This is a genomic window from Nocardia stercoris, assembly GCF_003696265.1.
Classification (GTDB): Bacteria; Actinomycetota; Actinomycetes; order Mycobacteriales; family Mycobacteriaceae; genus Nocardia; species Nocardia stercoris.
Map to the genome: position 1 here is coordinate 1 of NZ_RFFH01000019.1, position 24,922 is coordinate 24,922.

22 protein-coding genes are annotated in these 24,922 nt (G+C 69.2%); 14 read left to right on the forward strand and 8 right to left on the reverse strand.

The window, feature by feature from the left end:
• Positions 1-1,249: MinD/ParA family ATP-binding protein (locus EBN03_RS28765; protein WP_233608705.1), on the forward strand; the 1,249-nt coding region annotated here is incomplete at its 5' end.
• A gap of 142 nt (positions 1,250-1,391) precedes the next feature.
• Here EBN03_RS28765 and EBN03_RS28770 read toward each other — a convergent pair.
• Entirely contained in the window at positions 1,392-1,844 is a 453-nt protein-coding gene (locus tag EBN03_RS28770; protein WP_199743011.1) for a MarR family winged helix-turn-helix transcriptional regulator, read from the reverse strand.
• A 71-nt stretch (positions 1,845-1,915) separates the two neighbouring features.
• Between EBN03_RS28770 and EBN03_RS28775 the strand changes: the two genes are divergently transcribed.
• The gene (locus tag EBN03_RS28775; protein WP_147471740.1) at positions 1,916-2,263 is read left to right on the forward strand and encodes a hypothetical protein; all 348 of its coding nucleotides are present in this window, start codon (positions 1,916-1,918) and stop codon (positions 2,261-2,263) included.
• Between the two features lie 33 nt (positions 2,264-2,296).
• A complete protein-coding gene (locus EBN03_RS28780; protein WP_122191299.1) occupies positions 2,297-2,932 on the forward strand; it encodes a hypothetical protein in 636 nt (211 codons plus the stop codon).
• A gap of 73 nt (positions 2,933-3,005) precedes the next feature.
• Here EBN03_RS28780 and EBN03_RS28785 read toward each other — a convergent pair whose 3' ends face one another.
• Entirely contained in the window at positions 3,006-3,914 is a 909-nt protein-coding gene (locus EBN03_RS28785; protein ID WP_122191384.1) for a LysR family transcriptional regulator, read from the reverse strand.
• A gap of 138 nt (positions 3,915-4,052) precedes the next feature.
• On the opposite strand from EBN03_RS28785, the gene EBN03_RS28790 reads away from it, so the two are divergent.
• The 3 genes from EBN03_RS28790 (at position 4,053) to EBN03_RS28800 (ending at position 7,714) form a co-directional block, all read left to right on the forward strand.
• On the forward strand, positions 4,053-5,012 hold the full coding sequence (locus tag EBN03_RS28790) for an EamA family transporter (RefSeq protein WP_122191300.1): 960 nt from the start codon (positions 4,053-4,055) through the stop codon (positions 5,010-5,012).
• A 207-nt stretch (positions 5,013-5,219) separates the two neighbouring features.
• On the forward strand, positions 5,220-6,911 hold the full coding sequence (locus EBN03_RS28795; RefSeq protein WP_456093819.1) for a hydroxysqualene dehydroxylase: 1,692 nt from the start codon (positions 5,220-5,222) through the stop codon (positions 6,909-6,911).
• Positions 6,912-7,081: 170 nt separating this feature from the next.
• On the forward strand, positions 7,082-7,714 hold the full coding sequence (locus tag EBN03_RS28800) for a pyridoxamine 5'-phosphate oxidase family protein (RefSeq protein WP_122191302.1): 633 nt from the start codon (positions 7,082-7,084) through the stop codon (positions 7,712-7,714).
• Between the two features lie 42 nt (positions 7,715-7,756).
• Here the strand turns inward: EBN03_RS28800 and EBN03_RS35905 are convergent, their stop codons facing one another.
• Together EBN03_RS35905 and EBN03_RS28805 are read right to left on the reverse strand one after the other, a co-directional pair.
• Positions 7,757-8,047, reverse strand: a complete 291-nt coding sequence (locus tag EBN03_RS35905) for a hypothetical protein (RefSeq protein ID WP_407671258.1) — start codon at positions 8,045-8,047, stop codon at positions 7,757-7,759.
• Between the two features lie 2 nt (positions 8,048-8,049).
• Positions 8,050-8,835, reverse strand: coding sequence for a Fic family protein (locus tag EBN03_RS28805; RefSeq protein ID WP_407671259.1), 786 nt, complete (start codon positions 8,833-8,835; stop codon positions 8,050-8,052).
• A 24-nt stretch (positions 8,836-8,859) separates the two neighbouring features.
• Between EBN03_RS28805 and EBN03_RS28810 the strand changes: the two genes are divergently transcribed.
• From EBN03_RS28810 to EBN03_RS28825, 4 genes are all read left to right on the forward strand, one after another.
• Positions 8,860-10,098, forward strand: a complete 1,239-nt coding sequence (locus EBN03_RS28810; protein ID WP_122191303.1) for a Mur ligase family protein — start codon at positions 8,860-8,862, stop codon at positions 10,096-10,098.
• Complete coding sequence (locus tag EBN03_RS28815; protein ID WP_122191304.1) at positions 10,095-10,805, forward strand: type 1 glutamine amidotransferase; 711 nt, start codon at positions 10,095-10,097, stop codon at positions 10,803-10,805. Before EBN03_RS28810 ends, EBN03_RS28815 begins: the two co-directional genes overlap by 4 nt.
• Before the next feature lie 225 nt (positions 10,806-11,030).
• Positions 11,031-12,644 (forward strand): GMC oxidoreductase, encoded by a 1,614-nt coding sequence (locus EBN03_RS28820; RefSeq protein WP_122191305.1) that lies wholly within the window; start codon positions 11,031-11,033, stop codon positions 12,642-12,644.
• 115 nt (positions 12,645-12,759) lie between these two features.
• On the forward strand, positions 12,760-13,683 hold the full coding sequence (locus EBN03_RS28825; RefSeq protein ID WP_147471741.1) for an ion transporter: 924 nt from the start codon (positions 12,760-12,762) through the stop codon (positions 13,681-13,683).
• On the opposite strand, the gene EBN03_RS28830 is transcribed toward EBN03_RS28825, so the two are convergent.
• The gene (locus tag EBN03_RS28830) at positions 13,665-14,849 is read right to left on the reverse strand and encodes a low temperature requirement protein A (RefSeq protein ID WP_122191307.1); all 1,185 of its coding nucleotides are present in this window, start codon (positions 14,847-14,849) and stop codon (positions 13,665-13,667) included. The genes EBN03_RS28825 and EBN03_RS28830 overlap by 19 nt on opposite strands.
• Before the next feature lie 81 nt (positions 14,850-14,930).
• On the reverse strand, positions 14,931-15,518 hold the full coding sequence (locus EBN03_RS28835; RefSeq protein WP_122191308.1) for an SRPBCC family protein: 588 nt from the start codon (positions 15,516-15,518) through the stop codon (positions 14,931-14,933).
• A gap of 435 nt (positions 15,519-15,953) precedes the next feature.
• Here EBN03_RS28835 and EBN03_RS28840 point away from each other — a divergent pair, with 435 nt between their 5' ends.
• Together EBN03_RS28840 and EBN03_RS28845 are read left to right on the forward strand one after the other, a co-directional pair.
• A complete protein-coding gene (locus tag EBN03_RS28840) occupies positions 15,954-17,219 on the forward strand; it encodes an aspartate kinase (protein ID WP_122191385.1) in 1,266 nt (421 codons plus the stop codon).
• Positions 17,220-17,224: 5 nt separating this feature from the next.
• Positions 17,225-18,259: an aspartate-semialdehyde dehydrogenase gene (locus EBN03_RS28845; protein ID WP_122191309.1), complete on the forward strand. Its 1,035-nt coding sequence runs from the start codon at positions 17,225-17,227 to the stop codon at positions 18,257-18,259.
• A 124-nt stretch (positions 18,260-18,383) separates the two neighbouring features.
• Here EBN03_RS28845 and EBN03_RS28850 read toward each other — a convergent pair whose 3' ends face one another.
• Positions 18,384-18,893 carry a nitroreductase/quinone reductase family protein gene (locus EBN03_RS28850; protein ID WP_122191310.1) on the reverse strand — a complete coding sequence of 170 codons (510 nt, stop codon included), beginning with the start codon at positions 18,891-18,893 and terminating at the stop codon, positions 18,384-18,386.
• 104 nt (positions 18,894-18,997) lie between these two features.
• Here EBN03_RS28850 and pta point away from each other — a divergent pair, with 104 nt between their 5' ends.
• A complete protein-coding gene (pta, locus tag EBN03_RS28855) occupies positions 18,998-21,097 on the forward strand; it encodes a phosphate acetyltransferase (protein WP_122191311.1) in 2,100 nt (699 codons plus the stop codon).
• Between the two features lie 20 nt (positions 21,098-21,117).
• Positions 21,118-22,317, forward strand: a complete 1,200-nt coding sequence (locus tag EBN03_RS28860) for an acetate kinase (protein ID WP_122191312.1) — start codon at positions 21,118-21,120, stop codon at positions 22,315-22,317.
• Positions 22,318-22,347: 30 nt separating this feature from the next.
• Here the strand turns inward: EBN03_RS28860 and EBN03_RS28865 are convergent, their stop codons facing one another.
• Positions 22,348-24,666, reverse strand: coding sequence for a serine/threonine-protein kinase (locus EBN03_RS28865; RefSeq protein WP_122191313.1), 2,319 nt, complete (start codon positions 24,664-24,666; stop codon positions 22,348-22,350).
• Between the last annotated feature and the right edge of the window lie 256 nt (positions 24,667-24,922).

Here is a 24,922-nt window from a genome sequence, read left to right on the forward strand (position 1 = left end):
GGGCTGGGCGCCGCCGCCCGTCGCGCCGTCGGCTCCGGCCGGTCCGCCGCCGGGGTGGGCGCCGCCACCGCCGGGTCCGCCGGCCGGTTTCCAGCCGCAGTACGGGCAGATCCCCGGGCAGCCGGCGTCGTCGGTCAACGACCTCAACCTGTTGAAGCGGGCCCGGCGGGCACCGCGCAGCGGGTGGCGCCGGGCCGTGCACCAGGTGTCCGGTGGTTCGATCAACCCCGGTGAGTCGTCGGCCGATGTGGTGCATCGCGAGCTCGTCGACCGGGTGAACCAGCCGGTCCGGGGCGACTACCGGATCGCGATCCTGTCGCTGAAGGGTGGCGTCGGCAAGACCACCACCACTGTCGGCCTGGGCTCGACGTTCGCCGCCACCCGCGGCGACCGCGTGATCGCCATCGACGCCAACCCCGACCTGGGTACCCTCGCCCACCGGGTGCCGCGCCAGACTCGCTCGACGGTGCGAAACCTGTTGGAGGACCGCAACATCTCGCGGTACTCCGATGTGCGCGCGCACACCTCGCAGGCCGCCAGCCGACTGGAAGTGCTTGCCAGCGAGCAGGATCCGGCGGTGTCGGAAGCCTTCAGCGAGATGGACTACCGGCGCGCCCTGTCCATCCTGCAGCAGTTCTACAACATCATCCTCACCGATTGCGGTACCGGACTGATGCATTCGGCCATGAAGGGTGTGCTGGACGAGGCCTCGTCGCTCGTCCTGGTCACCTCGCCGGCCATCGACGGCGCGCGCAGCGCCTCGGCCACGCTGGACTGGCTCGAGCACCACGGCTACGGCAAGCTCGTCGAGCGAACCGTGGTGGTGGTCAACGCTTCTCGCCGCGGTGCGTCGACCGTCGACCTGGACCAGCTGCGCAAGCTGTTCCTGGACCGCACCCGCGCCGTGCAGGTCGTCCCGTTCGACGAGCACCTCGCCGAGGGCGCCGAGATCGACCTCGAACTCGTCGGCAAGCCCACCCGCCGCGCCCTGCTGGAACTGGCCGCCCTGGTCGCCGACGACTTCGGCTACCACCTGCCCCAGCCGCCCTACCCGGGCGCCCCGATGCCCGGCCAGTACCCGGGCCAGACCCAATACCCTGGCCAGCCGCAGTATCCGGGGCAGATGATGCCGCCGCAGTACCAGGACCAGCCGGGCTACCCGGGCCAGCCTCCATACCCCGGCGCCCCGGTACCGCCGCCCGGCTACAACGGACTGCCACCGGGCTTCGGGGAACCTGCCGGGTCCTGAATTCGCTTCGAAAGACACCCTCGACGCGTCCGCCGCGTCGGGGGTGTCTTGCTGTGTATCACCGAAATATGAAGTGCCGCATCGGTTATCGCAGTTCCGCCGAATGCTGATGCGGGCGCTGTCGTGCACGAGGAACCGCTGTTCAGGCTCCCGGTAGACCGGCGTCGGTGGCGAGCACCGCGAGCGCCTCGTGGAGGGCGCCGAGCTGCGCTGCGGTGAGACGCGCGGTGAGGGCGCGATCGACCTGCTCGGCGGCCTGGGCGGCCTGATCGAGTAGTTCCCGGCCGCGGTCGGTGAGAGTCAGGATCTGCCGGCGCCGGTCGGCCGGATCACGTTCGCGCCGGACCGCGCCACGCTGCTCGAGCTGATCGGCCAGCGACACCACCAGGCTCGGCACCACGCCGAGGCGGGCCGCGAGTTCCTGCTGCGAGGCCGCGACATCGTGGTCGAGGGCGACCAGCAGCCCCACCTGCTTGGGCTTGAGGTTCAGGGACTCGATCTCCGCCGAGAAACTGTTCGCCGCAATGGTTCCCAGGATTCCGAGCCGGTACGCCACGGTGCTGGGGATCGTCGTCTTCTTGTTGACTCTCGTCACGGGGTCGAGTATATCTCTACTCAAATGATTCACGCCTCGAACGATTTGAGAAGAGAAGCAAAATGCTGACTGTGATCGCCGCTTCGAACGCACTGGTAGCCGTGGTGTCCGGTGTGTCCTGTCTGGTGGGACTCGTTCGGCCGCGCCTGGCGTTGCCGGCGGGCGAGTCCGTGACGCCGGGCATCACGTTCTTCCTCGGCGCCTACGCCGCCCGAGCCCTGCCGCTGTGCGCAGTGACCCTCGCCGTGCTGGCGACCGGGAACCGGACCGCGATCGCCCCGGTCCTCGTCGTCGCCGGCCTGGCTCAGATCGGTGATGCCGCACTGGGTTTCCGGCTCCGCAACCTTCCGATGGCCGCGACGTGCATCGGGCTCGCCGCCGTCCACCTGGGCACCGCCGCCTGGCTCGCCCTGTCCTGACCATCCGAAACAAGCTGTCGCAGAGGAACTGTCATGAACTTCGACCGCCGCACCGTTCGCGTCGCCGGGATCGTCTACCTCTTCGCCTGGATCGTCGGACTCTCGGTCTGGCCCACCAACCCCTCGGTGCGGGCATCCGGCACGCAGATCGCCGCCGCTCTCCACGGTCATGTCCCGGTCGCGATCGCCCAGTATGTCTGCACCCAGGGCATCGCGGGAATCGCACTCGCCGTGATCGTTTCGACGTTCACCGGATGGGCCCGGATCACCGGCCTGTCGGCCGTCGCGGTTTCGCTGACCCAGTGCGCCCTGGGCGTGCACATGTCGGGATGGTCGTCCGCGGGGTCCGCCGACGCCGCGCAGACTGTCTTCGCTCTGGTGAATCGCCTGGACGGCGTGAAGATGCTGCTCCTGGCCGTGGCCGCGTTCCTGGTGTCGGTGTCCGCGCTGCGCAACCACATCGGCCCGGTGTGGGTGCACCTGACGGGTCTCGCTCTGGCCCTGACCATTTCGATCTCCGGCATCGGATATCTGCTGCTCAGTACGACTCTCGCGCCCGCCGCCTACGTCGCCGGGATCGTCCTGCTGGTCTGGGTCCCGGCGACCGCGTGGGCACGTCGCGATATCACAGGGCCGGTATCGGTCGCCCGGATCGCGGTCCCGGCCTGAGCCGAACACACGCCGCAGAGCGCCGATCCGAAGCACCCGAACCTGTTCCGGTTCGGGTGCGCGGTCGTACCGCCTAACGCGGGGGCCGGGAGTGGGTGACAGCCGCTGCGGCGGTCCGGAACGCCCGCAGCACTGTCGCGACCGCCGGCGAGCGGTCGGCCCCCGGCCGGATCGCCAAGTCGTAGCGCCGGGCCGCCCGCACGCCGGCCAGGCGGAGCACGACCAGCTCCGGATGCCGGACCGCGTACCGCGGCATCAGGGCGACGGCGTGGCCGCCGGCGACCAGAGCCTCGGTGACGGTGAAGTCGTTGATGCGCTGGGTGATTCGGGGCTGGACGCCGGTGACGGTGGCGATGGAGCGCAGGACGTCGTCGACGGGGAAGCCGCCGCGGACACTGAGCCAGGTCTCGGCGGCGAGTTCGCCGGGGACGACGGCGCCGCGGCCGGCCAGGCGGTGACCGGTGGCGACGACGACGTCGATGGGCTCGCGCATCAGGGGCAGGGTGCGCACGCGCGGGCCCGCCACGGCGGGACTGCGTTCGTCGCGGTGGGTGAGCACGATGTCGTAGTCGGCCAACAGTTTCGGCACCTCGGTGGGTGGCAGGTCCTCGTCGGCCAGGATCACCTCGACGTCGGTTCCGGCCAGCGCGGTCAGCACCCCAGGGAACAGCAGGGCGGCGCCGGACGGGAAGGCCGCGACCCGGACCAGTCCGCGGGGCGAGCCGCGGTAGTGCGCCATCTCGGCGACCGCCCGGTCGACTGCCGCCAGGACCTCGTCGGCGCGTAGCACCAGTGCCTGCCCGGCGGCGGTGAGCCGCACTCGGCGCCCGTCGGGTTCCAGCAGTTCGACGCCGGCTTCGCGGGCGAGCACCTTCAACTGCTGGGAGACCGCGGACGGGGTCATCGACAGGGCCGCGGCGGTCGCCGCTACAGTGCCGCGGTCGGCGAATTCGCGCAGGACGCGCAGCCGTTCCACCGACAGCGCCGGTCCGGTCGGGTGTTGCGGTCCGGTGGTGGGATCCAAGCGCCGTCCTCTGGGGATGAATGTGTAGAACTTCTACATGAACCATCCATAATTATTCGATTGTTCTACGTTGTCCACACCCCGCACGATTGCCGCATGACCCCCCGTGATCGCCTGCTCGGCTCGGCCGTCGTCCTGCTCTGGGGACTGAACTTCGTCGCCCTGCACATCGGGCTCGAGCAGTTCCCGCCCCTGTTCTTCGCCGGCCTGCGTTTCGCCGTGCTCGCGCTCCCCGTCGTGCTCCTGGTGCGGCGTCCACGGGTGCCGCTGCGCTGGCTCGTGTTGTACGGCAGCGGTTTCGGGATCCTGCAGTTCGCCTTCCTGTTCACTGCCATGCGCGCGGGAATGCCGACCGGGCTGTCGTCGCTGGTGCTGCAGTCTTCGGCGCTGTTCACGGTGCTGCTGGGCGCGCTGCTGCTGGGCGAGCGGCTGCGGCCGGTACAGCTGGCCGGCCTGGCCGTGGCCGTCACCGGAATGGTGGTGATCGGCTGGGATCGGGCGCAGCACGCTTCGCTGCTCCCGGTGCTGCTCACGTTGGCGGGTGGCCTCGGCTGGGCGTTCGGCAATCTCGGGTCCCGGCTGGCCGCGGCGCCCGGGCCGGACGGCGAGCGGCCCGACCCGCTCGCCCTCACGCTGTGGATGACGGTCGTGCCGCCGATCCCGATGTTCGTCCTGTCGGCGTTCGTCGAGGGTCCCGCGGCCGGGCCGCGAGCGCTGCGGCACGCCTTCACTCCGGCGGGATGTTCGGCGCTGATCGCGTTGGCGTTCACCGCGATTCTCGCCACGCTCGTCGGTTCCAGTCTGTGGACGACGCTGATGGGCCGCTATCCGGCGACCACGGTGGCGCCGCTCTCGCTGCTGGTTCCGGTGGTCGGTATCGCCGCGTCCTGGGCGCTGTTGGGGGAGCGGCCGTCGGTGTTCGCGCTGACCGGCGGGGTGATCGTCATCGCGGGCGCCTTCGCGGTCACGTCGCCCGCCGTGTCGGCGGGTTCGGATCGCGGCGTCGTGGGCTCCGGCGGTACGCGGCGGATCGCGGACCTCGATCCGGTAGCGTGAGCCGCGCCCGCCGAGTCGGTATTGTCCGGTTGAACTGCTGGCCGATCGCTGATCCGGAATATTGCAGAAAATCGACCTCTAAAATCGTGGATGACCCCTGATCGACTCGGGTTTCGTGGCAATCGCCTACAGTTAGCCGCGATCTGGAGGTTCGGTATGGCTGAACGGCGGTCAGGGGTGACCCGACGCGCAGTGCTGCGCGGTGCGATGGGTGTCGGTGCGGGTGTGGCGGCCGGCGCACTATGCTCACCGGTCGCCACCGCGAACACCGGGCCCAGCGTCGCGATCTTCGGCGGCGGAGTCGCGGGTCTCACCGCCGCACACGAACTCGCCGAGCGGGGATTCGCGGTCACCGTCTACGAGCGCCGCGCCCTCGGCGGCAAGGCGCGCTCGATCCCGTTCACCGGCACCGGCACCGGCGGACGCCCGGATCTGCCCGGCGAGCACGGATTCCGGTTCTTCCCCGGCTTCTATCACCACCTGCCCGACACCATGCGCCGAATCCCGTTCGCGGGCAACGTAAACGGCGTCTGGGACAACCTGATCTCCACGCCCGAAGCACGTTTCGCGCGCAAGGATGCGGACAGCACCTTCGTGCCCACCAGCTACAGCGACATACCCTGGTCCGGCCCCGGCGAATTCCAGCAGACCCTCGGGTCGATGATCGCCACCTCGGCCAAGATGCCGCCCGCCGACGCCGCCTATTTCGCCAACCGGCTGCTCGTCTTCTTCACCAGCTGCGACGACCGCCGGCTCGGGCAGTGGGAGAAGGTCGCCTGGCGCGACTTCGTCGGCGCGAACGAACGATCCGAGGACTTCCGAATCCTGTTGTCCCGCACGCTCACCACCATGCTGGTGGCGATGAGCGACGACCAGGCCAGCACCCGGACCATCGGCACGATGGGCGAACAGTTCCTCGGCAACCCGCTCTGGCAGGGCAACGACGGCCCGATGGACCGGGTGCTCAACGGCCCCACCAACCAGGCCTGGATCGACCCGTGGGTGGACCGGCTGCGCGGCCTCGGCGTCACCTTCGTCACCGCCGAACTGGCCGGCCTGGACATAGCGGGCTCGCGGATCTCGGGCGCGCGGCTCACCGACGGCACCCCGGTCACCGCCGACCACTATCTGCTGGCCGTGCCCGCCGAGGTCGCCCGCACCTTCTGGACGCCCGAAATCCTTTCCCTGCAACCGGAACTGGCGAACATGAGCTGGCTCAATGTGGAATGGATGACCGGCATCCAGTTCTATCTGAACCGGCCGGCGAACATCGCGCGCGGGCACACCGCCTACGTCGACTCACCGTGGTCGCTGACCTCGATCTCGCAGAACCAGTTCTGGGCCCGCACCGAACTGCCCGCCTTCGGCGACGGCACCGTGCAGGACTGTCTGTCGGTCGACATCTCGAACTGGAACCTGCCGGGAGTGCTGTACGGCAAGCCCGCCCGCGACTGCAACCACGACGAGATCGCTCGGGAGGTCTGGGAACAGGTCAAACAGCATCTCGTCGGCGACAGTCGGCTCTCCGACGCCGACCTGCATTCGTGGTTCCTCGACCCGGGCGTGGCCTGGGACGCGAACCGGTCGGTCAACACCAATGCCGATCCGCTGCTGGTGAATACGGTCGGTACCTGGTCGGCCCGGCCCGCCGCGCACGGCGCCGTCGACAACCTGTTCCTGGCCGGCGACTACGTGCAGACCACGATCGACCTGGCCACGATGGAGGGTGCCAACGAGTCCGCTCGGGCCGCCGTCAACGCGCTGCTGGACGTGACCGGATCGTCCGCGCCCCGCTGCCGCATGTTCTCGCTGTTCCGGTCCCCGATCCTGGAACCGTTGCGTCAGGCCGACATCGCGCGCTACGCCGCCGGGCAACCGAATCAGTTCGACACCGCGTAAGTCGCTCGGCGGCAGCAGGTTCCGGCGTTCCGCGGGAAACCCTTGTCAGTCCGGCAGGTGCCCGGTTGGATCGAAGTGCGGGCTGTCGACGGGCGCCCACCCTCCGACAGTGGCGGGACGCCGGCAGCCGGACACGGACGGACTTCCCACCGGATCCGAAGGGGCACAGCATGTCCGAGACCAGCGACACCACGATCACCGACCCCGCCGAACTGCGGAACCTCCTGGGCGAGGTCGGCCACCGTGCGACCCTGAAGGAGCGCACCGCCCTGCACGCCCACGACCGCGCCTGGATCGCCGCGTCCCCCTACATCGTGCTGGCCACCAGCGCCGCCGACGGCACCTGCGACGCCTCCCCCAAGGGCGACCCGCCCGGATTCGTCCGCGTCCTCGACGATTCCACCATCGTCATCCCCGAACGCCCCGGCAACCGCCGCGGCGACGGCTACCGCAACATCCTCACCAATCCCCATGTGGGTGTGCTGTTCCTGGTCCCCACCCGCAACGAGACCCTCCGCGTCAACGGCCGCGCCCGCCTGGTCCGCGACGCCCCCTACTTCGACGACCTGATCGTCAAGGGCAACCGCCCGATCCTGGCGTGCGAGGTAGCGATCGAGGAGGTCTTCTTCCACTGCGGCAAGTCGGCCCTCCGCAGCGGACTCTGGCATCCCGGAGACTGGCCGGAAGTGACCCTCCCCACCCACGCCCGAATCTCCAAGGACGTGGCCCCGACTCTCCCGGAATCGCTGCCGGAACTGGAGGAGTACTACTCGGTCACCAACTACACGCGTGGGCTGTACTGACGGCAACGATCGCGAACCCAGCGGATGACCGTCCCGGTGAAGTCATCCGAGCGTCCGCCGCCCGATCGCCGCGTTGAGCTCGTCCAGCTCCGCCAGTACATCCACCGCACCCCACACCCGATTGCGCTTGTTCGCTGACAACACCTCCAGGATGCCGGCCTCGGTGAGGTTGTTCAGTGCCCGCAGAGTGCTGACTTCGGATGTGCCGGTGAGGGTTTGGGCAGAATTGGAGTTGAGAATCGGAGTACCGAGCAAGTGATCGAGGATGGCGGCCTCGGCGGAGTTGGCGCGCGGCCGGACTCGGGTGTACCAATGACCGAGCAGGCCGGACAAGGTCAGTGCGGAATCCTCGGCCGCGGCACATGACCGCGTTGTCGCTCGGGCCACGTACTCGAGAATTCGTCGGCAGCGCCGGTTCGGTAGCTGTTCAGCTGGGCAAAATAGCGGCTGGTATCGGCCAGCATGGCCGAGGCGAGCGGCACGGTGATGCGCCGCGTCAGGCCGCGCCGACGCAGGACCGCGCTCAGCAATGCTCGGCCGATCCGGCCGTTGCCGTCGGTGAACGGATGGATCGACTCGAACTGGGCGTGCGTGAGCGCAGCCTGAGCGAGAATCGGAAGATCGCTCCGGTTCGCGAAGGTCAGCAGGTCGTCCATCAGATCCGGAACCAGTTCCGGCGGCGGGATGTGCGCCGCGTGCAGTGGGGTGTAGTCACTGCCGCCGATCCAGTTCTGAACCTCGCGGAATCGCCCCGACTCGCGCGCGGCGTAGTAGTCGGGTGCCATCAGCAGGCGGTGGGCCTCGAGCAGAGTGTTGACGGTCATCGGGCCGATGTCGGCCGCGTCGACCATAGAGATCAACGCCCGGACGGCCGCGAGCTGGGATTGTGCCTCGGCGCTGGCATTGCCACCGCCAACGGCTCGCGCGAAGGCGCGCCAGCCGGCGTCGACATGTTCGATCTTCGAAGAGGCGACCGATTCGCTCCGGAGCAGAAAGTCCGACAACGGCGCCAAGTGTGCACCGAATCCCGCCTCCAGACGCGCAACGGAGATGATGGCGTCCTCGTGGGCGCGGGCGACCTCGGCCGCCGGGGCATCGCCAGCGCCGCCGCGCGACCACACCCGCCCCACCCCTAGACTCACCCCGTGGCAGACATATCGGTTCGTGGGCGGTTGGCGCTGGCGGCGGCGGGGTTGGCGTCCTGGGCGTCGCAGAAGGCCGGGCGCGGTAAGGGGTCGATGATCGGTGGGCTGATCGCGCAGCAGCTGGATCCGTCGATCATGACCCAGCTCGGGCGGAACCGGCGCACGGTGCTGATCACCGGGACGAACGGGAAGTCCACCACGACGCGGATGACCACGGCGGCGCTGGGCACGATGGGCCGGGTCGCCACCCAGGCCGACGGCGCGAACATGGACGCGGGGATCATCGCCGCGCTCAACGCGCACCGCGCCGCGCCGCTGGCCGCCATCGAGGTCGACGAGTTGCATCTGCCGCACGTCGCCGATGCGCTGGAGCCGGCGGCCGTGGTGCTGCTGAATCTGTCGCGCGACCAGCTGGACCGGGTGGGCGAGATCACCACCATCGAGCGCCGGCTGCGCGCCGGTATGGCCCGGCACCCGAACGCGACGCTGATCGCCAACTGTGACGACGTGCTGATCACCTCGATCGCCTACGACCACCCCAACGTGGTGTGGGTGGCCGCCGGCAGCGGCTGGGCGGTCGACTCGGCCAGCTGCCCGCGCAGCGGCGAGCCGATCGTGTGGGAGGGCGAGCACTGGCGCAGTACCGGCGCCGATTTCGAACGCCCGCAACCGGATTGGTCGGTGGACGAGGAGTTCCTGTACGGGCCGGACGGGGTGAAGGTGCCGCTGCACCTGGCGCTGCCGGGCCGGGCGAACCGGGGCAATGCCGCGCAGGCGGTGGCGGCCGCGGTGGCGCTGGGCGCGACGCCCGAAGCGGCCGCCGACGCCGCGGCCACGGTCAAGGAGATCGCGGGCCGGTACCGGACCGTGCGGGTGGGGGCGCACTCGGCGCGGCTGCTGCTGGCCAAGAACCCGGCCGGTTGGCAGGAGGCGCTGTCGATGATCGATCCGTCCGCGACCGGCCTGGTCATCGCGGTCAACGGGCAGGTGCCTGACGGCGAGGATCTGTCCTGGTTGTGGGACGTGCGGTTCGAACATTTCGAGGGCACGCAGGTGGTGGCCTCGGGTGAGCGCGGCACCGACCTCGCGGTGCGCCTCACCTACGCCGGCGTGGACCACACGCTGGTCTCGGATCCGTTGCGCGCCATCGCATCGTGTCCGCCGGGGCAGGTGGAGGTGCTGGCCAACTACACCGCCTTCCGGGACCTGAACCGCGATCTGGAAGGGCTGGGGCAGTGACCGAATCCACCGTGCGGATCGGGCTGGTGCTGCCCGACGTGATGGGCACCTACGGCGACGGCGGCAACGCGGTTGTGCTGCGACAGCGGTTGCGGTTGCGCGGAATCGACGCCGAAATCGTCGAGATCACCTTGAACGACCCGGTTCCCGAGTCGCTGGACGTGTATACCCTTGGCGGCGCGGAGGATTCGGCTCAGCGCCTGGCCACCCGCCACCTGCAGCAGTATCCGGGCCTGCAGCGGGCCGCCGAGCGCGGCGTGCCGGTGCTGGCGATCTGCGCGGCGATCCAGGTGCTCGGGCACTGGTACGAGACCTCCACCGGCGAACGGGTGGACGGGGTCTCGATGCTGGACGTGACCACCTCCCCGCAGGGCCGCCGCGCCATCGGCGAGGTCGCCACCACCCCGCTGCTCCCGGGTCTGTCCGAGGCGCTGACCGGCTTCGAGAACCACGGCGGCGGAACCACATTGGGCCCCGACGCCACACCACTGGGCCGGGTCACCAAGGGTGTCGGCAACGGCGTCGGTGACGGTCTGGAGGGTGCCGTGCAGGGTTCGGTCATAGGCACCTACATGCACGGTCCGGCGCTGGCCCGCAATCCGGAGCTGGCCGACTACCTGTTGAGCCGGGCCATGGGCGTGGAAAGCCTTCCGCCCCTGGATCTTCCCGAGGTAGCCCTGTTGCGTCGCGAGCGGTTGCGCGCCTGAACGTTCCAGCCTTCGAATCGAATTCGACTGGAGTGCTTCATGGTTCGTAGTCCTCGCGGCTGCGGGCCGGAAGTCGTTGGGAACACTGACTGCCCAGGCCTGCCTGGTCGACAATCATGGCTATACCGCATAACTCCACGCATTCCGGATCCGCCCGAAATGTACCGTCGCACGGTGTGAAGCGGTATTCTTCCGCAGGTTCGTACCTGATGTTGGAGGCTCGCGGTGCACAGACGTGCCTTTTTCAAGGCCGCCGGTGCTGCGGCAGTCCTCGGCGCGGCAGGCGCCGCTCGTGGTACGGCTCCGGCCGTCGCCGATATCGGGGAAATTCGCCGCTGGGTGCCGGAAATTTTTGCGCCGCTACCGGACCCGCCGGAACACTCGCCCGTGATCATCATCGGCTCCGGTTTCGGTGCCGCGGTGACCGCGCTGCGTCTGTCCCAGGCGGGCGTGGCGAACACCGTGCTGGAGCGCGGATCCCGCTGGCCCACCGATCCGTGGCGCGACGTGTTCTGCAGTGACGATCTGCCCGACGGCCGCGGCTACTGGCACCGCACCTCGTTCACCACCGTGTCCAAAGTCACCGCACCGTGCGATTACTTCGGCGGTGTGCTGGACACCACAGACTTCGGCGGCATCCAGGTATGGCGGGGCGCCGCGGTCGGCGGCGGTTCGATCGTCTACACCGGCTGCATGATCGCCCCCGAACGACGCTGGTTCGACGACATGTTCGGCGGCTCGGTCGACTACACCGAACTCGACACCACCTACTACCCGCGCGTGCGAAACATGATGGCGCTCAGTCCGATGCCCGCCGACGTGTACGGCTCCGCCCCGTTCACCCACTCGCGGCAATGGGATGCCCAGATACGCAAGGCCGGATACGAGCCGACTCCGAGCGACTCGGTGTTCAACTGGGACATCATTCGGGCCGAATTGGCCGGTGCCGTACAGAAATCAGCCACCATCGGTCGTAGCAACCTCGGCAACTCGAACGGCGCCAAGTTCGACCTCACACAGAACTACCTGCGCTACGCCGAAGACACCGGCAACACCGCGATCTATCCCGGCCACCAGGTGAATTCGATCCAGCAGGACCCCAGCGGGACCTATGTGGTCACCGTCGCGAAGCTCGACCCCAGCGGCGCCGTCCTGGCCACCCGCACCCTCACCTGCGACCGGCTGTTCCTCGGCGCCGGCTCGATCGGCACCACCGAACTGCTGGTCCGCGCCCAGGCCACCGGCGCCTTGCCGAACCTCAACGAGTACATCGGCGACGGCTGGGGCACCAACGGTGACGTAGTGCTGGCCCGCGGCGAATCGCAGCTCACCGGAACCGGTTTCGGCGCCGCCAGCGCCGGCCGCATCACCGACACCACCGGCACCCCGCTCACCCTCGAGAACTGGTACGCGCCAGGCAGTTTCGGCATGGACCTGGGCATGATCGCCTCGCTGGCGATGGTGCACGACACCACCCGCGGCCGATTCTCCTACGACGCCCACCGCGACACCATCGCGCTGAACTGGCCCAAGCAGGCCCAGGACGCGATCACCGCCGCCGCCCGCGCGGTCGACCGCCGGGTCGCCGCGGCCTCGGGTTCGATGCTCGACTACTCGATCGTCGGCCTGGACGCGAACGCCTGGTTCACCGCGCACCCGCTGGGCGGCGCGGTCCTCGGCCAGGCCACCGACGGCTACGGCCGGGTCATCGGGCACCCGGGCCTGTACGTGACCGACGGTGCGGGCCTGCCCGGCAGCGCCGGCCTGGTGAACCCGTCGCTGACCATCGCGGCCATCGCCGAGCGCAATATCGAGGAAATCATCCGCGCGGGGAAGTGAGCGGTCCGTCGCGGCCGGTTCAGCTGACCCGGTGATCGCGGCCCGGCCCGCCGCTACCCTCGGTGCAGTCGGCCGTGCGATGTTGCAGCGGCCGGTCGCTGTGAAAGGGACATCCGTGGAGCTGCAGAATCCGGCGCCGAACCGGCCCGCCCGCCCGGGCGCGGTCACACCACCGCCGAAGGCAGCCGCGAAGGAGTCGGCCGCCGTGCGCGCCGCCCGCACGGCCACGGCGATACCGCTCTGGCTCGAGCTGCTCATGATCGTGCTCGCGCTGGTGGCGATCGTCTTGGTCTCGGTGCTGCTGTTCGTCCCGACCTCGAAGCAGGTGCACCAGGACCTGCTGCTCCTGGACTACGCGATCTGCCTGGTCTTCGCGGCCGAATTCCTGTGGCGCTGGCGGCTTTACGGCTGGAGCTGGACCTTCCCGTTCGTGCGCTGGTTCGACGTCCTCGGCATGATCCCGGTGACGAACCTGTACTACCGGGCCTGGCGGCTGTTCCGGATCATCCCGGTCGGGATCCGGGTCGCGCGCGCGGTCGAACGCGCCTACGCCGACCGGATCGTGGTGGTCCTGTTCAACCGGTTCGTCGACGCCATCGTCGGCGCGATCAAACGCCCGGTGACCGCGGCCGTGCTGGACGAGATAGCGCAGGTGATGAGCGCCGGCAAGTACGCGCAGAACATCGCCTCGGCGCTCGACGAGAACCGCGCCGAACTGGACGCCATGATGCTGGAGGTGATCCGGTCCGATCCGCAGCTGGGCCGGGTGAAATACCTGCCCTTCCACGAGGACATCATCCGCGGGATCGCGAACGCCAGCTTCCGGGTGGTGTTCCAGGTGCTGGCCGACGACCGGATCGACGAACTCATCGGCGACGTGCTGCGCGAGAACATCCAGCAGATGCGCCGCGCCGTCGAGGAGGGCATCGACGTGACCGAGACGGTCGACAACAAGCTGCTTCCGGGCTACGCGCCCTCGCGCGAGTTCCTGCTGTCGCAGCAACGCCGCCGCGCCGACGATCAGACGCATTCCGGGTAACGCCACCGTTCCCAGCTGATCAGCACCGCCAGCACCGCGGCGAGCAGCGCCAGCGCCCCGAGCGCCGGCAGATGCCAGGCGAGCGGGGTCAGCGCGACCAGGATCCCGGCGGTCAGCAGCCGGGCCCACAGCACCACGCCGGTGGCGTAGTGCCGGAATCCGATCAGGGCGAGCAGGTACAGCACCGGGCCGCCGTAGAGGGCGAGCAATGGGATACCGGTGAGCGCGTGGTCCTCGGTACCACCGAGTTCGGCCATCACCTTCTTCGACCCGAGGGCCAGCGCCACGATCCCGACCACCATCGGGAAATGCCAGTACGTGTAGCAGTTTCGGGCGATCTGCACGCGCCGGGGACCGCGCGCCTGCTTCAGCGCCTTCTCGACATGGTCGGCGGCGGCGTCGAAGTAGGCCGACCACAGCAGCCCGGAGACGCTCAGTGCCAGGAGCACTCCCGCGATGATCGGCCACGACACCGGCAGCCCCGCCACACCCATCCCGATCGAGACGATCGACTCGCCGAGCGCCACGATCACGATCAGCCCGTGCCGTTCGGCGAAGTGCCCGGCCGAGTTCAACCGCCACTCGTTCCCGGCCAGCAGCGTCCAGCCCATGTCGCCGACTACCGCGCCGATCCACCACCAGATCTGGGCGGTTCCGTGAGCTTGGGCGGCGATGATCAGCAGGGTGGTGCCGATCGTGATGGATCCGGCCGACCAGCGGGTCACCTGTCGGCGCAGCTGCGGATCCTTCGCGCTGATCACCCAGAACGACACGAGATGGATGAGCCGGATCACCAGGTAGGCCAGCGCGAAGACCAGCGGCCCGTGCAGGCCGCCGGACATGTCCTCGAAGGCCTCCGGGATCACGACGGCGACGATCAGGCCGGCGCCCATGGCCGAGAACAACGCCAGCCGGATCAGCCCGACATCGGCCTGCGCGACATTGCCCAGCCAGGCGTAGCCGATCCACACCCACCACATGACCGCCAGCACGAGCAGCGCGCGCAACATGTTGACCGCGGTGGTGTGGTGTGCGGCCAGGTCGTCCACCTGGGTGAACGCGAACACCAGGACCAGGTCGAAGAACAGTTCCAGCTCGGTGACCGACGCGTCTTCGGCGAGAAGGCGCAATCGTGGCCGGCTGGGGCGGGCGGTGCCATCGGTCATGGACTCATCGTGGCAGGTTCCCGCTCACGATCGGCTCAGCCGAGGTGGCGTGATCGGCTCAGCCGAGGTGGCGTGATCGGCTCAGCCGATGCCCTCGATCGGGTACCGCCGGGCGAACGGATTCGGGCGCTGCTCCTCGTACTGCTGCGGTGCGTAGCCCTGCTGGTCCGCGGCGTCGTCGTAGGTCTGCTGCTGATATTCCACCGGCACCCGGAACGTGCCGGTCGGATAGCCCGCGGACCGGCGGATCAGCCGGGCCAGATTGTGCACGGCCTCGTCCACGATCCGGGTCAACGTCCGCTTCAGCACGATCCCGGGCATGGGAATGGGCAGGTAGAGCTCGTTGTGATACCAGATCTCGGTGCCGCCGGAGTCGAGATCCTCGACCTCGAACCAGCCGCCGCCGCCCCCACCGGCACCGCTCTCGATCACCGTCCAGGCAATGCGGCCGGGGGAGTACTCGTATTCGATGACCTGGCGGTCGGAGCGCCCGGTCGGCGCGACGGTCGCGTACACCCGTAGCGGCCGCCCCTGGGGGTCGCGGCTGGCGACACGCACGTCGAGGTGTGCCGGTGACCACTCCGGTGCCCGTTCCACCGCGAGTAACGTCGCCAGCACCTGGTCCGATGGAACATCGACGATAAATCGGTGGTCGGTCTTCGTACGCATGGCTGCCCTCCACCCCCCATAACGCTTGCGCCAGATTGTCTACAGCGTCACAGTCCCGAGTCAACCGGGCACCGGGCCAACGATCCGCGAGCTTCGTTCCGCTACACCGCATTCCCACTGCTGAGGATGTCTTTCGAAAACCCGGGAGAATCCTGGGCAAATATGCTGTCCGATGGCGTGTTCAGGGGACTTCCGACGATCGGGCCCGACGGCGCCGGCCCGCTCGGGGCCGCCCAGGCCGTGGTCGGCTCGATCGCCGACGATTTGCCCGCGCCCCGCTGCGCGTGTGCGGCCGCGTGCGGCGCGCGACGCGGTCCGATGGTGCTCGAGCGGCCCGACGCGGTCGACTGGGACGGCCGGAGCAAATTCCCGGACCCCGGCCGGTACTCTGGACCATCGACAACCAGCACAAAACGATCTCGGAGGACCCCCGCCGTGGCTCTCGTCGTTCAGAAATACGGAGGATCCTCGCTCGAGTCCGCCGAGCGGATCCGTCGCGTCGCCGAGCGGATCATCGAGACGAAGAAGGCCGGCCACGATGTCGTGGTGGTCTGCTCCGCGATGGGCGACACCACCGACGAACTGCTGGACCTCGCCCAGCAGGTGGCCCCCGCGCCGCCGGCCCGGGAACTCGACATGCTGCTGACCGCAGGTGAGCGTATCTCGAATTCGCTTGTGGCGATGGCTATTCACTCGCTCGGTGCGCAGGCTCGTTCGTTCACCGGTTCGCAGGCCGGTGTGATCACCACCGGTGCGCACGGCAACGCCCGCATCATCGACGTCACCCCGTCGCGGGTGCGCCAGGCGCTCGACGAGGGCACGATCGTGCTGGTCGCCGGTTTCCAGGGCGTCTCGCAGGACTCGAAGGACGTGACCACCCTGGGCCGCGGTGGTTCCGACACCACCGCCGTCGCGCTCGCCGCCGCGCTGGAAGCCGACGTGTGCGAGATCTACACCGACGTGGACGGCGTGTTCACCGCCGACCCGCGGATCGTGCCCGATGCCCAGAAGCTGGAGCAGGTCTCCTTCGAGGAGATGCTGGAGCTGGCCGCATGCGGCGCCAAGGTGCTCATGCTTCGCTGCGTGGAATACGCGCGGCGCTACAACGTTCCGGTGCATGTGCGGTCCTCCTACACCGACCGCCCCGGCACCTACATCTACGGATCGATGGAGGACATCCCCTTGGAAGCAGCAATCCTCACCGGCGTCGCGCACGACCGCGGCGAGGCCAAGGTGACCGTGACCGGCCTGCCCGACGAGCCGGGCTATGCCGCGAAGGTGTTCCGGACCATCGCCGAGGCCGAGATCAATATCGACATGGTGTTGCAGAACATCTCCAAGATCGACACCGGTAAGACCGACATCACCTTCACGCTGCCGAAGGAGGACGCCCCGCGCGCGGTCGAGGCGCTGACCAAGCGGCAGGAGGAGATCGGTTTCGCCCAGGTCCTCTTCGACGACCACATCGGCAAGGTGTCGCTGGTCGGCGCCGGCATGAAGTCGCACCCGGGCGTCACCGCCACCTTCTGCGAGGCGCTGGCCGCCGCGGGCGTCAACATCGACCTGATCTCGACCTCGGAGATCCGCATCTCGGTGCTGGTCAAGGACACCGAGCTCGACGAGGCGGTCAAGGTCCTGCACAAGGCCTTCGATCTGGGCGGCGACGAGGTCGCGGTCGTCCACGCTGGAACAGGACGGTAATCGCCATGGGTGTGCGGGTTGGAGTCGTCGGCGCGACCGGTCAGGTCGGCGCCGTCATGCGGAAGCTGCTCGAGGAGCGGAACTTCCCGGCCGACGAGGTGCGGTTCTTCGCGTCGGCGCGCTCGGCGGGCAAGACGCTGCCGTGGCGCGGCGGCGAGATCGTGGTGGAGGACACCGAGACCGCCGACCCGACAGGTCTGGACATCGCGCTGTTCTCGGCCGGTGCCACCATGTCGCGGGTGCAGGCGCCGCGGTTCGCGGCCGCCGGTGTGACCGTGATCGACAACTCCTCGGCGTGGCGCAAGGACCCCGAGGTCCCGCTGGTGGTCAGCGAGGTGAACCCGGAGCAGGTGCGTAACCTGCCCAAGGGCATCATCGCCAACCCCAACTGCACCACGATGGCGGCCATGCCGGTGCTGAAGCCGCTGCACGACGAGGCCGGTTTGGTCCGGTTGATCGTGTCGAGCTACCAGGCCGTGTCCGGTAGCGGGCTGGCCGGCGTGGAGGAACTGGCGAGCCAGGTCCGCGCGGTCGAGCCCGATATCGAGAAGCTGACCCACGACGGGTCCGCGGCCGACTTCCCGGCGCCGAAGAAGTACGTGGCGCCGATCGCGTTCAACGTGATCCCGCTGGCGGGTGCGCTGGTCGACGACGGCTCGGGTGAGACCGACGAGGACCAGAAGCTGCGCAACGAGTCCCGCAAGATCCTGGGCCTGCCGGAGCTGCTGGTCAGCGGCACCTGCGTGCGGGTGCCGGTCTTCACCGGGCACTCGCTGTCGATCAACGCCGAATTCGCCCGGCCGATCTCCCCGGCCCGGGCGCAGGAGATCCTGGCCGGTGCGGCCGGTGTGCGCCTGACCGACGTCCCGACTCCGCTGGCCGCCGCCGGTGGCGACGACTCCCTGGTCGGCCGGATCCGGCAGGACCCGGGTGCTCCGGAGGGCCGCGGGCTGGCACTGTTCATCTCCGGCGACAACCTGCGTAAGGGTGCGGCGCTCAACACGATTCAGATCGCGGAAGTGCTGCTCGCGAACCGGTGAGTTCCGGCACGACGCGGGCCCGTCCGTATTCGGACGGGCCCGTCGTGTTTCGCGTGTTCGTCGCAGCAGGCCGGATTCGGCACGGCCGCAAGGCTTTCCGAACGGTCGGTGGACTGCGGTAGGTTCAGCTGCGCCGTAGAGCGAAGATGCGCAGGTCGCGGCTGGTGCGGTCCTTGTAGGCGGTGTAGGCGTCGGTGACCTCGGCGAACTGCCGGAAGATCTCGTCCTTGTGGTCGGCGTCGGTGATCTCGGTGGCCTCGACCGGCAGCGTCTCCCCGGCGAGGACGACCGTCGCCTTGGGGTCGGCGCGCAGGTTCACCGTCCACGCCGGGTGATGCGCCTGGCCGAAATTGCTGCCGATGACGTAGAGGACATCGCCGCCGTGCACGTACAGCAGCGGGCTGGTGCGGGCGACACCCGACTTCCGGCCGGTCGTGGTCAGCAGCATGATCGGCACACCGATCGGGCCCAGCACGGTGAACCGGCCCCGGGTGCGCTCGAGCAGGGAACGGTCCAGCGGGATCAGGGCGCGAATCGCGCGGGAACCGCCGTCGGTGGCGGCGAACCAGTTGGCGAAGCGGCCGAGGGGGCTGGTACGGGAACCCCACTCCCGGCTGGGGAACGATTCGGTCACGCAGCGATCGTAGGCGCTCGATCCACGGCCGCCCGAATTGTGACCTCGAGCCCGAGTGCGTGCGTGCGCGCCGAACCGGACGGTCCGGTCAGTAAGGTCGAATCATGACCGAGCCGTCGCCGTCCATCGTGTACGTCGCCTCTCTCGAAGGGGATACCGGCAAATCGACCGTCGCGCTGGGACTGCTGGCGATGCTGACGGCGAGCGTCCCGCGGGTCGGCGTGTTCCGGCCGATCATGCGGTCGGCCACCGAACCCGACTACATCCTCGAACTCATGCTCGAGTACTGCACCGCCGACATCGACTACCAGCAGGCGTGCGGCGTCACCTACGAGCAGTTGCACGCGGACCCCGACGCCGCGATCGGCGAGATCGTCATGAAGTTCCACGGGGTCGCCAAGGCCTGTGACGCGGTGGTAGTGGTCGGCAGCGACTACACCGACGTCGCCGGGCCCAGCGAGCTGCGTTTCAACGGCCGCATCGCGGTCAACCTGGGCGCCACGATCGTGCTGGTGCTGCGCGGCGCCGAGCGCTCACCGGCCGATATCTACGCGATGGCCGAACTGTGCCGCGGTGAACTGCAGGCCGAGCACGCCTCGGCGGCCGCGATCGTGGTCAACCGCTGCGACCCGGACCGGCTCGACGACGTGCAGAAGGCGGTGGCGGCGACCGGCGTCCCGACCTGGACACTGCCGGAGGTGCCGCTGCTGTCCGCGCCCACCATGGCCGAGCTGTGCATGGCCATCGACGGCGAGATCTATTCCGGCGACAGGGAACTCATGCAGCGCGAGGCGCTGCGCGTGATGGTCGGCGGCATGACGGCCGAGCACATCCTGGAGCGGCTCACCGACTCGGTGGCGGTGATCGTGCCCGCCGACCGCTCGGAAGTGCTTCTGGCCCTGGTGAACGCGCACGAGGCCGAGGGTTTCCCGTCGCTGGCGGGCATCATCATGAACGGCGGCCTGTACCCGCACCCGGCCATCGCGCGGCTGATCGCGGGCCTGCGGCCCCGGCTGCCGATCGTCACCACCCCCCTGGGCACCTTCGACACCGCCAGCGCGGCCGCGAAAGCCCATGGGCGCGTGTCGTTGTCGAGCATCCGGAAGGTCGACACGGCGCTGGCGGTGATGGAACAGCGGGTGCCGGCGCGGGATCTGCTCGGCATCATCGAGGTGCCGCCGCCGTCGGTGACCACCCCGCAGATGTTCGAATACCAGCTGGTGGAGCAGGCTCGGCAGCAGCGCCGCCACATCGTGCTGCCCGAGGGCGACGACGACCGGATCCTGCGGGCCGCCGGCCGGGTGCTGCAGCGCAATATCGCCGACCTCACCCTGCTCGGTGACGAGCAGACGGTGCGCGCCCGCGCCGCCGAACTCGGTGTCGACATCACGGACGCGACCGTGCTGAATCCCGAAACCTCGCCGCTGCGAGCCGAATTCGCCGCAGAGTACGCGGCGCTGCGCAAGCACAAGGGCATGACCCTGGAGCGGGCGCGTGAGGTCATGGCCGATATCTCCTACTTCGGCACGATGATGGTGTATCGCGGGCTCGCCGACGGCATGGTCTCCGGCGCCACCCACACCACCGCGCACACCATCCGGCCCGCCTTCGAGATCATCAAGACCCAGCCGGGAGTCTCCACGGTGTCGAGCGTGTTCCTGATGTGCCTGGCCGACCGGGTACTCGCCTACGGTGACTGCGCGGTCGTGCCCGACCCGACCACCGAGCAGCTCGCCGACATCGCCATCTCCTCCGCGCAGACCGCGGCCCGGTTCGGGATCGACCCGCGCGTGGCCATGCTGTCCTACTCGACCGGCGACTCCGGCAGCGGCGCCGACGTGGACAAGGTGCGGGCCGCCACGGTCCTGGTCCACCAGCGGGCACCGGAACTGTTGGTGGAGGGCCCGATCCAGTACGACGCCGCGATCGAGCCGACCGTGGCCAGCACCAAGCTGCCCAATTCCGATGTGGCCGGGCGGGCGACGGTGTTCGTGTTCCCGGATCTGAACACCGGCAACAACACCTACAAGGCGGTGCAGCGCAGCGCGGGCGCGGTCGCGATCGGGCCGGTGCTGCAGGGGCTCAACAAGCCGGTCAACGACCTGTCGCGGGGTGCGCTGGTGGCCGACATCGTGAATACGGTGGCGATCACCGCCATCCAGGCGCAATCGCCCCAGGTGAGCCCGGACGGGGCCGACGCGTGACCGCCACGACGGGAGACCCCATGCTGGTCCTGGTCCTCAACTCCGGATCCTCCTCGATCAAATACCAGCTCCTGGAACCGGATTCGGGCACGGTGTCGGCTTCGGGACTGGTGTCGCGGATCGGCGAGGACGTCGGCCCCGGGGAACCGACCATCGAACACCATGGTCGCGGCGGCGAAATCGTGCACACCGGGCCGATTCCCGACCACGCGGCCGGCCTGAAACTCGTGTTCGGCCTGTTCGCCGCGGACGGGCAGGATCTCGCCACGGCCGGGCTGGCCGCCGCCGGGCATCGGGTGGTGCACGGCGGCGAGGTCTTCTACCGGCCGACGCTGATCACCGACGAGGTACTGGCGACCATTCGTGACCTGTCTTCCCTTGCCCCGCTCCACAATCCGGCGAACGTGATCGGCATCGAGTGCGCGATGCGGCTGCTGCCCGGGGTGCCGCAGGTGGCGGTGTTCGACACCGCCTTCTTCCACGGACTGCCCGCCGCGGCCAAGACGTACGCCGTCGACGCCGGTATCGCCGCGAAATTCGGTATCCGCCGGTACGGATTCCACGGCACCTCACACGAATACGTGTCCGGGCAGGCCGCCGCATTCCTCGGCCGCAGGCCCGAGGACGTGAACCAGATCGTGCTGCACCTGGGAAACGGCGCCTCGGGCAGCGCGATTCGCGCCGGCCGCGCCGTCGACACCACCATGGGCATGACCCCGCTGGAAGGCTTGGTCATGGGCACCCGCTCCGGCGACCTCGACCCCGGGATCATCCTGCACCTGGAACGGAACGGTCTCGACGTCGCCGAGATCGACGTCCTGCTGAACCGGGAATCGGGTCTCAAGGGCCTGTCCGGGATCAACGACTTCCGAGAACTCCACGCGCACATGGAATCCGGCGACGCGGCGGCCCGGCTGGCCTACGACGTCTACATCCACCGGCTGCGCCACTACATCGGCGCCTACCTGATCGAGCTGGGCCGGGTGGACGTGATCACCTTCACCGGCGGTGTGGGGGAGAACAGTTCGCAGGTTCGATTCGACGCGCTCGCCGGGCTGGAGCGTTTCGGCATCGCGATCGACCCGCAACTCAACGACGTCCGGAACCGGTCAGCTCATCGAATCTCGAAGTCCGACAGTGAGATTGCCGTGCTGGTGGTCCCGACGAACGAAGAGCTGGCGATCGCCAGGGCCGCGGCGGATCTGGTCCGACCGGGCTGACAACGGCGGCCGGCCGGTGCACCGGCGCGGTCAGAACCAGCTCTTGGCCCGCATCGAATTGGCCAGGTCAACCAGGGCATAGCGGTGGGTGCGGCCCGGCGCCGAGCGGGCGAGACCGCGCAGGCCGGACTCGGCACCCAGCCGCAGGGCGCGTTCGGTGAACGGCGCGCCCAGCAGGGTGGCACCCGGGGTCTTCGGAGCATTGCCCGCCTGCAGCCAGGCGAGGGCGGAACCCAAGACCAGGACCCGGATCTGGGCGACGCGGTGCTCGCCGGGCGGCAGGGATTGGACGCGGGCGGCGGCTACGTGCAGGGCCGATTCCGGGAGTTGCGCGACCGGCGCGGCGGTGAGCAGCAGCAATACCGCGGTCATGCGGGCGTCGGTGAAGTGCCGGGAGGCGGCGGGGACCTCGTCCAAGGCGCGGACGGCTTCGTCGACCCGGCCGGCCGCGGCGAGCTGGCGGGCCAGGCCGAAGGCGGCGCTGACCACACCGCGATCGGTGCGCCAGACCGTGGCGTAGAACCGTTCGGCGTACCCGCGCCACTGTTCGATGTCCGGTGAATCCCACTGCTGCAGTACCAGTTCCGCGGTGGCGGCGAGGGCGAGCTTCGGGGCGATCTCGCCGGGCAACGCGAACAGCACCGTGTCGAAACGGGTGAAGGCGTGCTCGTAGCGTTCTTCGAGCAGATCCGCGAGGCCGTGGTACCAGTTGCCGCGCCAGTCGTCGGAATTGATGCGTTGCAACAAGTTTCGCGCGACCGACGGATTGCCCAGATCGAGCTGGATGCGGGCTTCGGCCAGCGTGCACTCGATCTCGAACGATTCGGCGAGCGCGGCGGTGTCGGCATCGGGATCCTGCGGCGAGGTGATCCCGTCGGTCGCCGCCCGCTGCCGGGCGGTGCGGACCGCGTCCAGGGCGTGCTGCGGTTCCGGATGGACGGTGCCGGCCAGCAGGGCCGCGGCGGGATTCGCCGGATCGATCAGCGGGACCGGCAGCGCGGCGGCCACGTCGCGGGCCGCCAGCTCGGTGCCCCGCTCGATCCCGTCGGCGTACACGTCGGTCTGCGCGATCAGTTCGGCCGTGCCGAAACTGGTGCGGGTGGGGCTGAAAACCGTGGACAGCTGGGGATGTTCGGTGCCGGTGGTGGTCGCCAGGATCTCGCGCAGCACACCCCCGAGCTGGGTCGTCATCACCCGTGCGGACGGAAAGCGTTGCGCCGGATCGGGATCGGTGGCCCGCAGCAGGAACCGGTGATAGAACTCGTGTGCGGCGAGTACCGGTTCGGCGTCGGCCGGCGGCAGGCTGTCGAGGTAGCGGCCGGAGTCGAGCACCTTGCTCAGGGTGAGCACGGCCAGCGTGCGGCCGACGGTGTAGAGGTCGGTGGCCGCGGTGGGGCCGGTCCGCCCGATCTCGGGAGCCTGGAAACCCTTGGTGCCGTACAGGTTCCCGTACGAGTCGAATCCGGCCACCGCGCCCAGGTCGATGAGTTCGACGCGGTCCTCGGTGGCCATGATGTTGTCGGGTTTGAGGTCGTTGTAGGCCAGGTCCTGGCCGTGCAGGTATTCGAGGGCGGGCAGGATCTCCAGGACGTAGGCGATCGCCTCGGGCAGCGGCATCCGTTCCGGGCGCGGATGTTCGTCGAGCAGGGTGCGCAGCGAGCGTCCGCCCACGTACTCCATCACGATGTAGCCGACGGGGGTGCCGTCGGGATTCGGATGCTCCACGAAGTTGTGGATCTTCACGATGCTCGGATGTGCCAGCGCCGCAAGGTATTGCCGCTCGGCGACCGCGACCGCCTGCGCCTCCGCGTCACCGGAGTGCAGCAGCCCCTTGAGCACCACCCACCGGTCGCTCACATTACGGTCGATCGCCAGATAGATCCAGCCCAGCCCACCGTGCGCGATACACCCCTGGATCTCGTACTGCCCCGAGACCAGCTCCCCGGGCCGCAACGACGGCCGGAAATCGTACGGCGCGCCGCAGCTCGCACACACGCCCACCGTGGTGCCCACAGTGCTCTCGGTACCGCGCCCGACCGGCTTCGAGCACCGCCAGCAATATCGGCGCGACTCCTCGACCACCGGATCGGTGAGTACCGCATCGCGCGGATCGGACTGCGGCACAGCCGGAATCGGCACCAGACCGGCGCCCAGCCGACTGGTGGGCCGGGTCCGGGCGCTGCGCGTGGCCCGGCTGCTGCGACCGGACGGAGCCGAGGACGACGCGGGAGCCGAGCCTTCGGCACCGGGCCGGTGCACCGCATCGGTGGTCTCCGCTGACAGCTCGGCGCGAGAGATTGCCGCTGTCCCCGGAACCGCCTGCGTGGCAGTGAATTCCGTGGGGTGCATGCCCGCATCCGATGCCGCCTGCGTGGGCGGGAATTCGCTACCGGCCGTGCCGGCGCTCGCTCGGGAATCTGCCCACGTCGGCAGCACCCACTGGGTGCCGGGAAGGTCGTCGGCCCGCAGGCTTTCCTGCCGTGCCGAATCTCCTTTTGCCGCAGACGTTTCGGCACTGCCGGGCCTTCCGCGCCAGAATGCCTGCGTAGCATGGCGTTCGGTCGGTCCGCTGCTCTCGGGAGCCGCGCTCCCGGAGCCTGTCGCT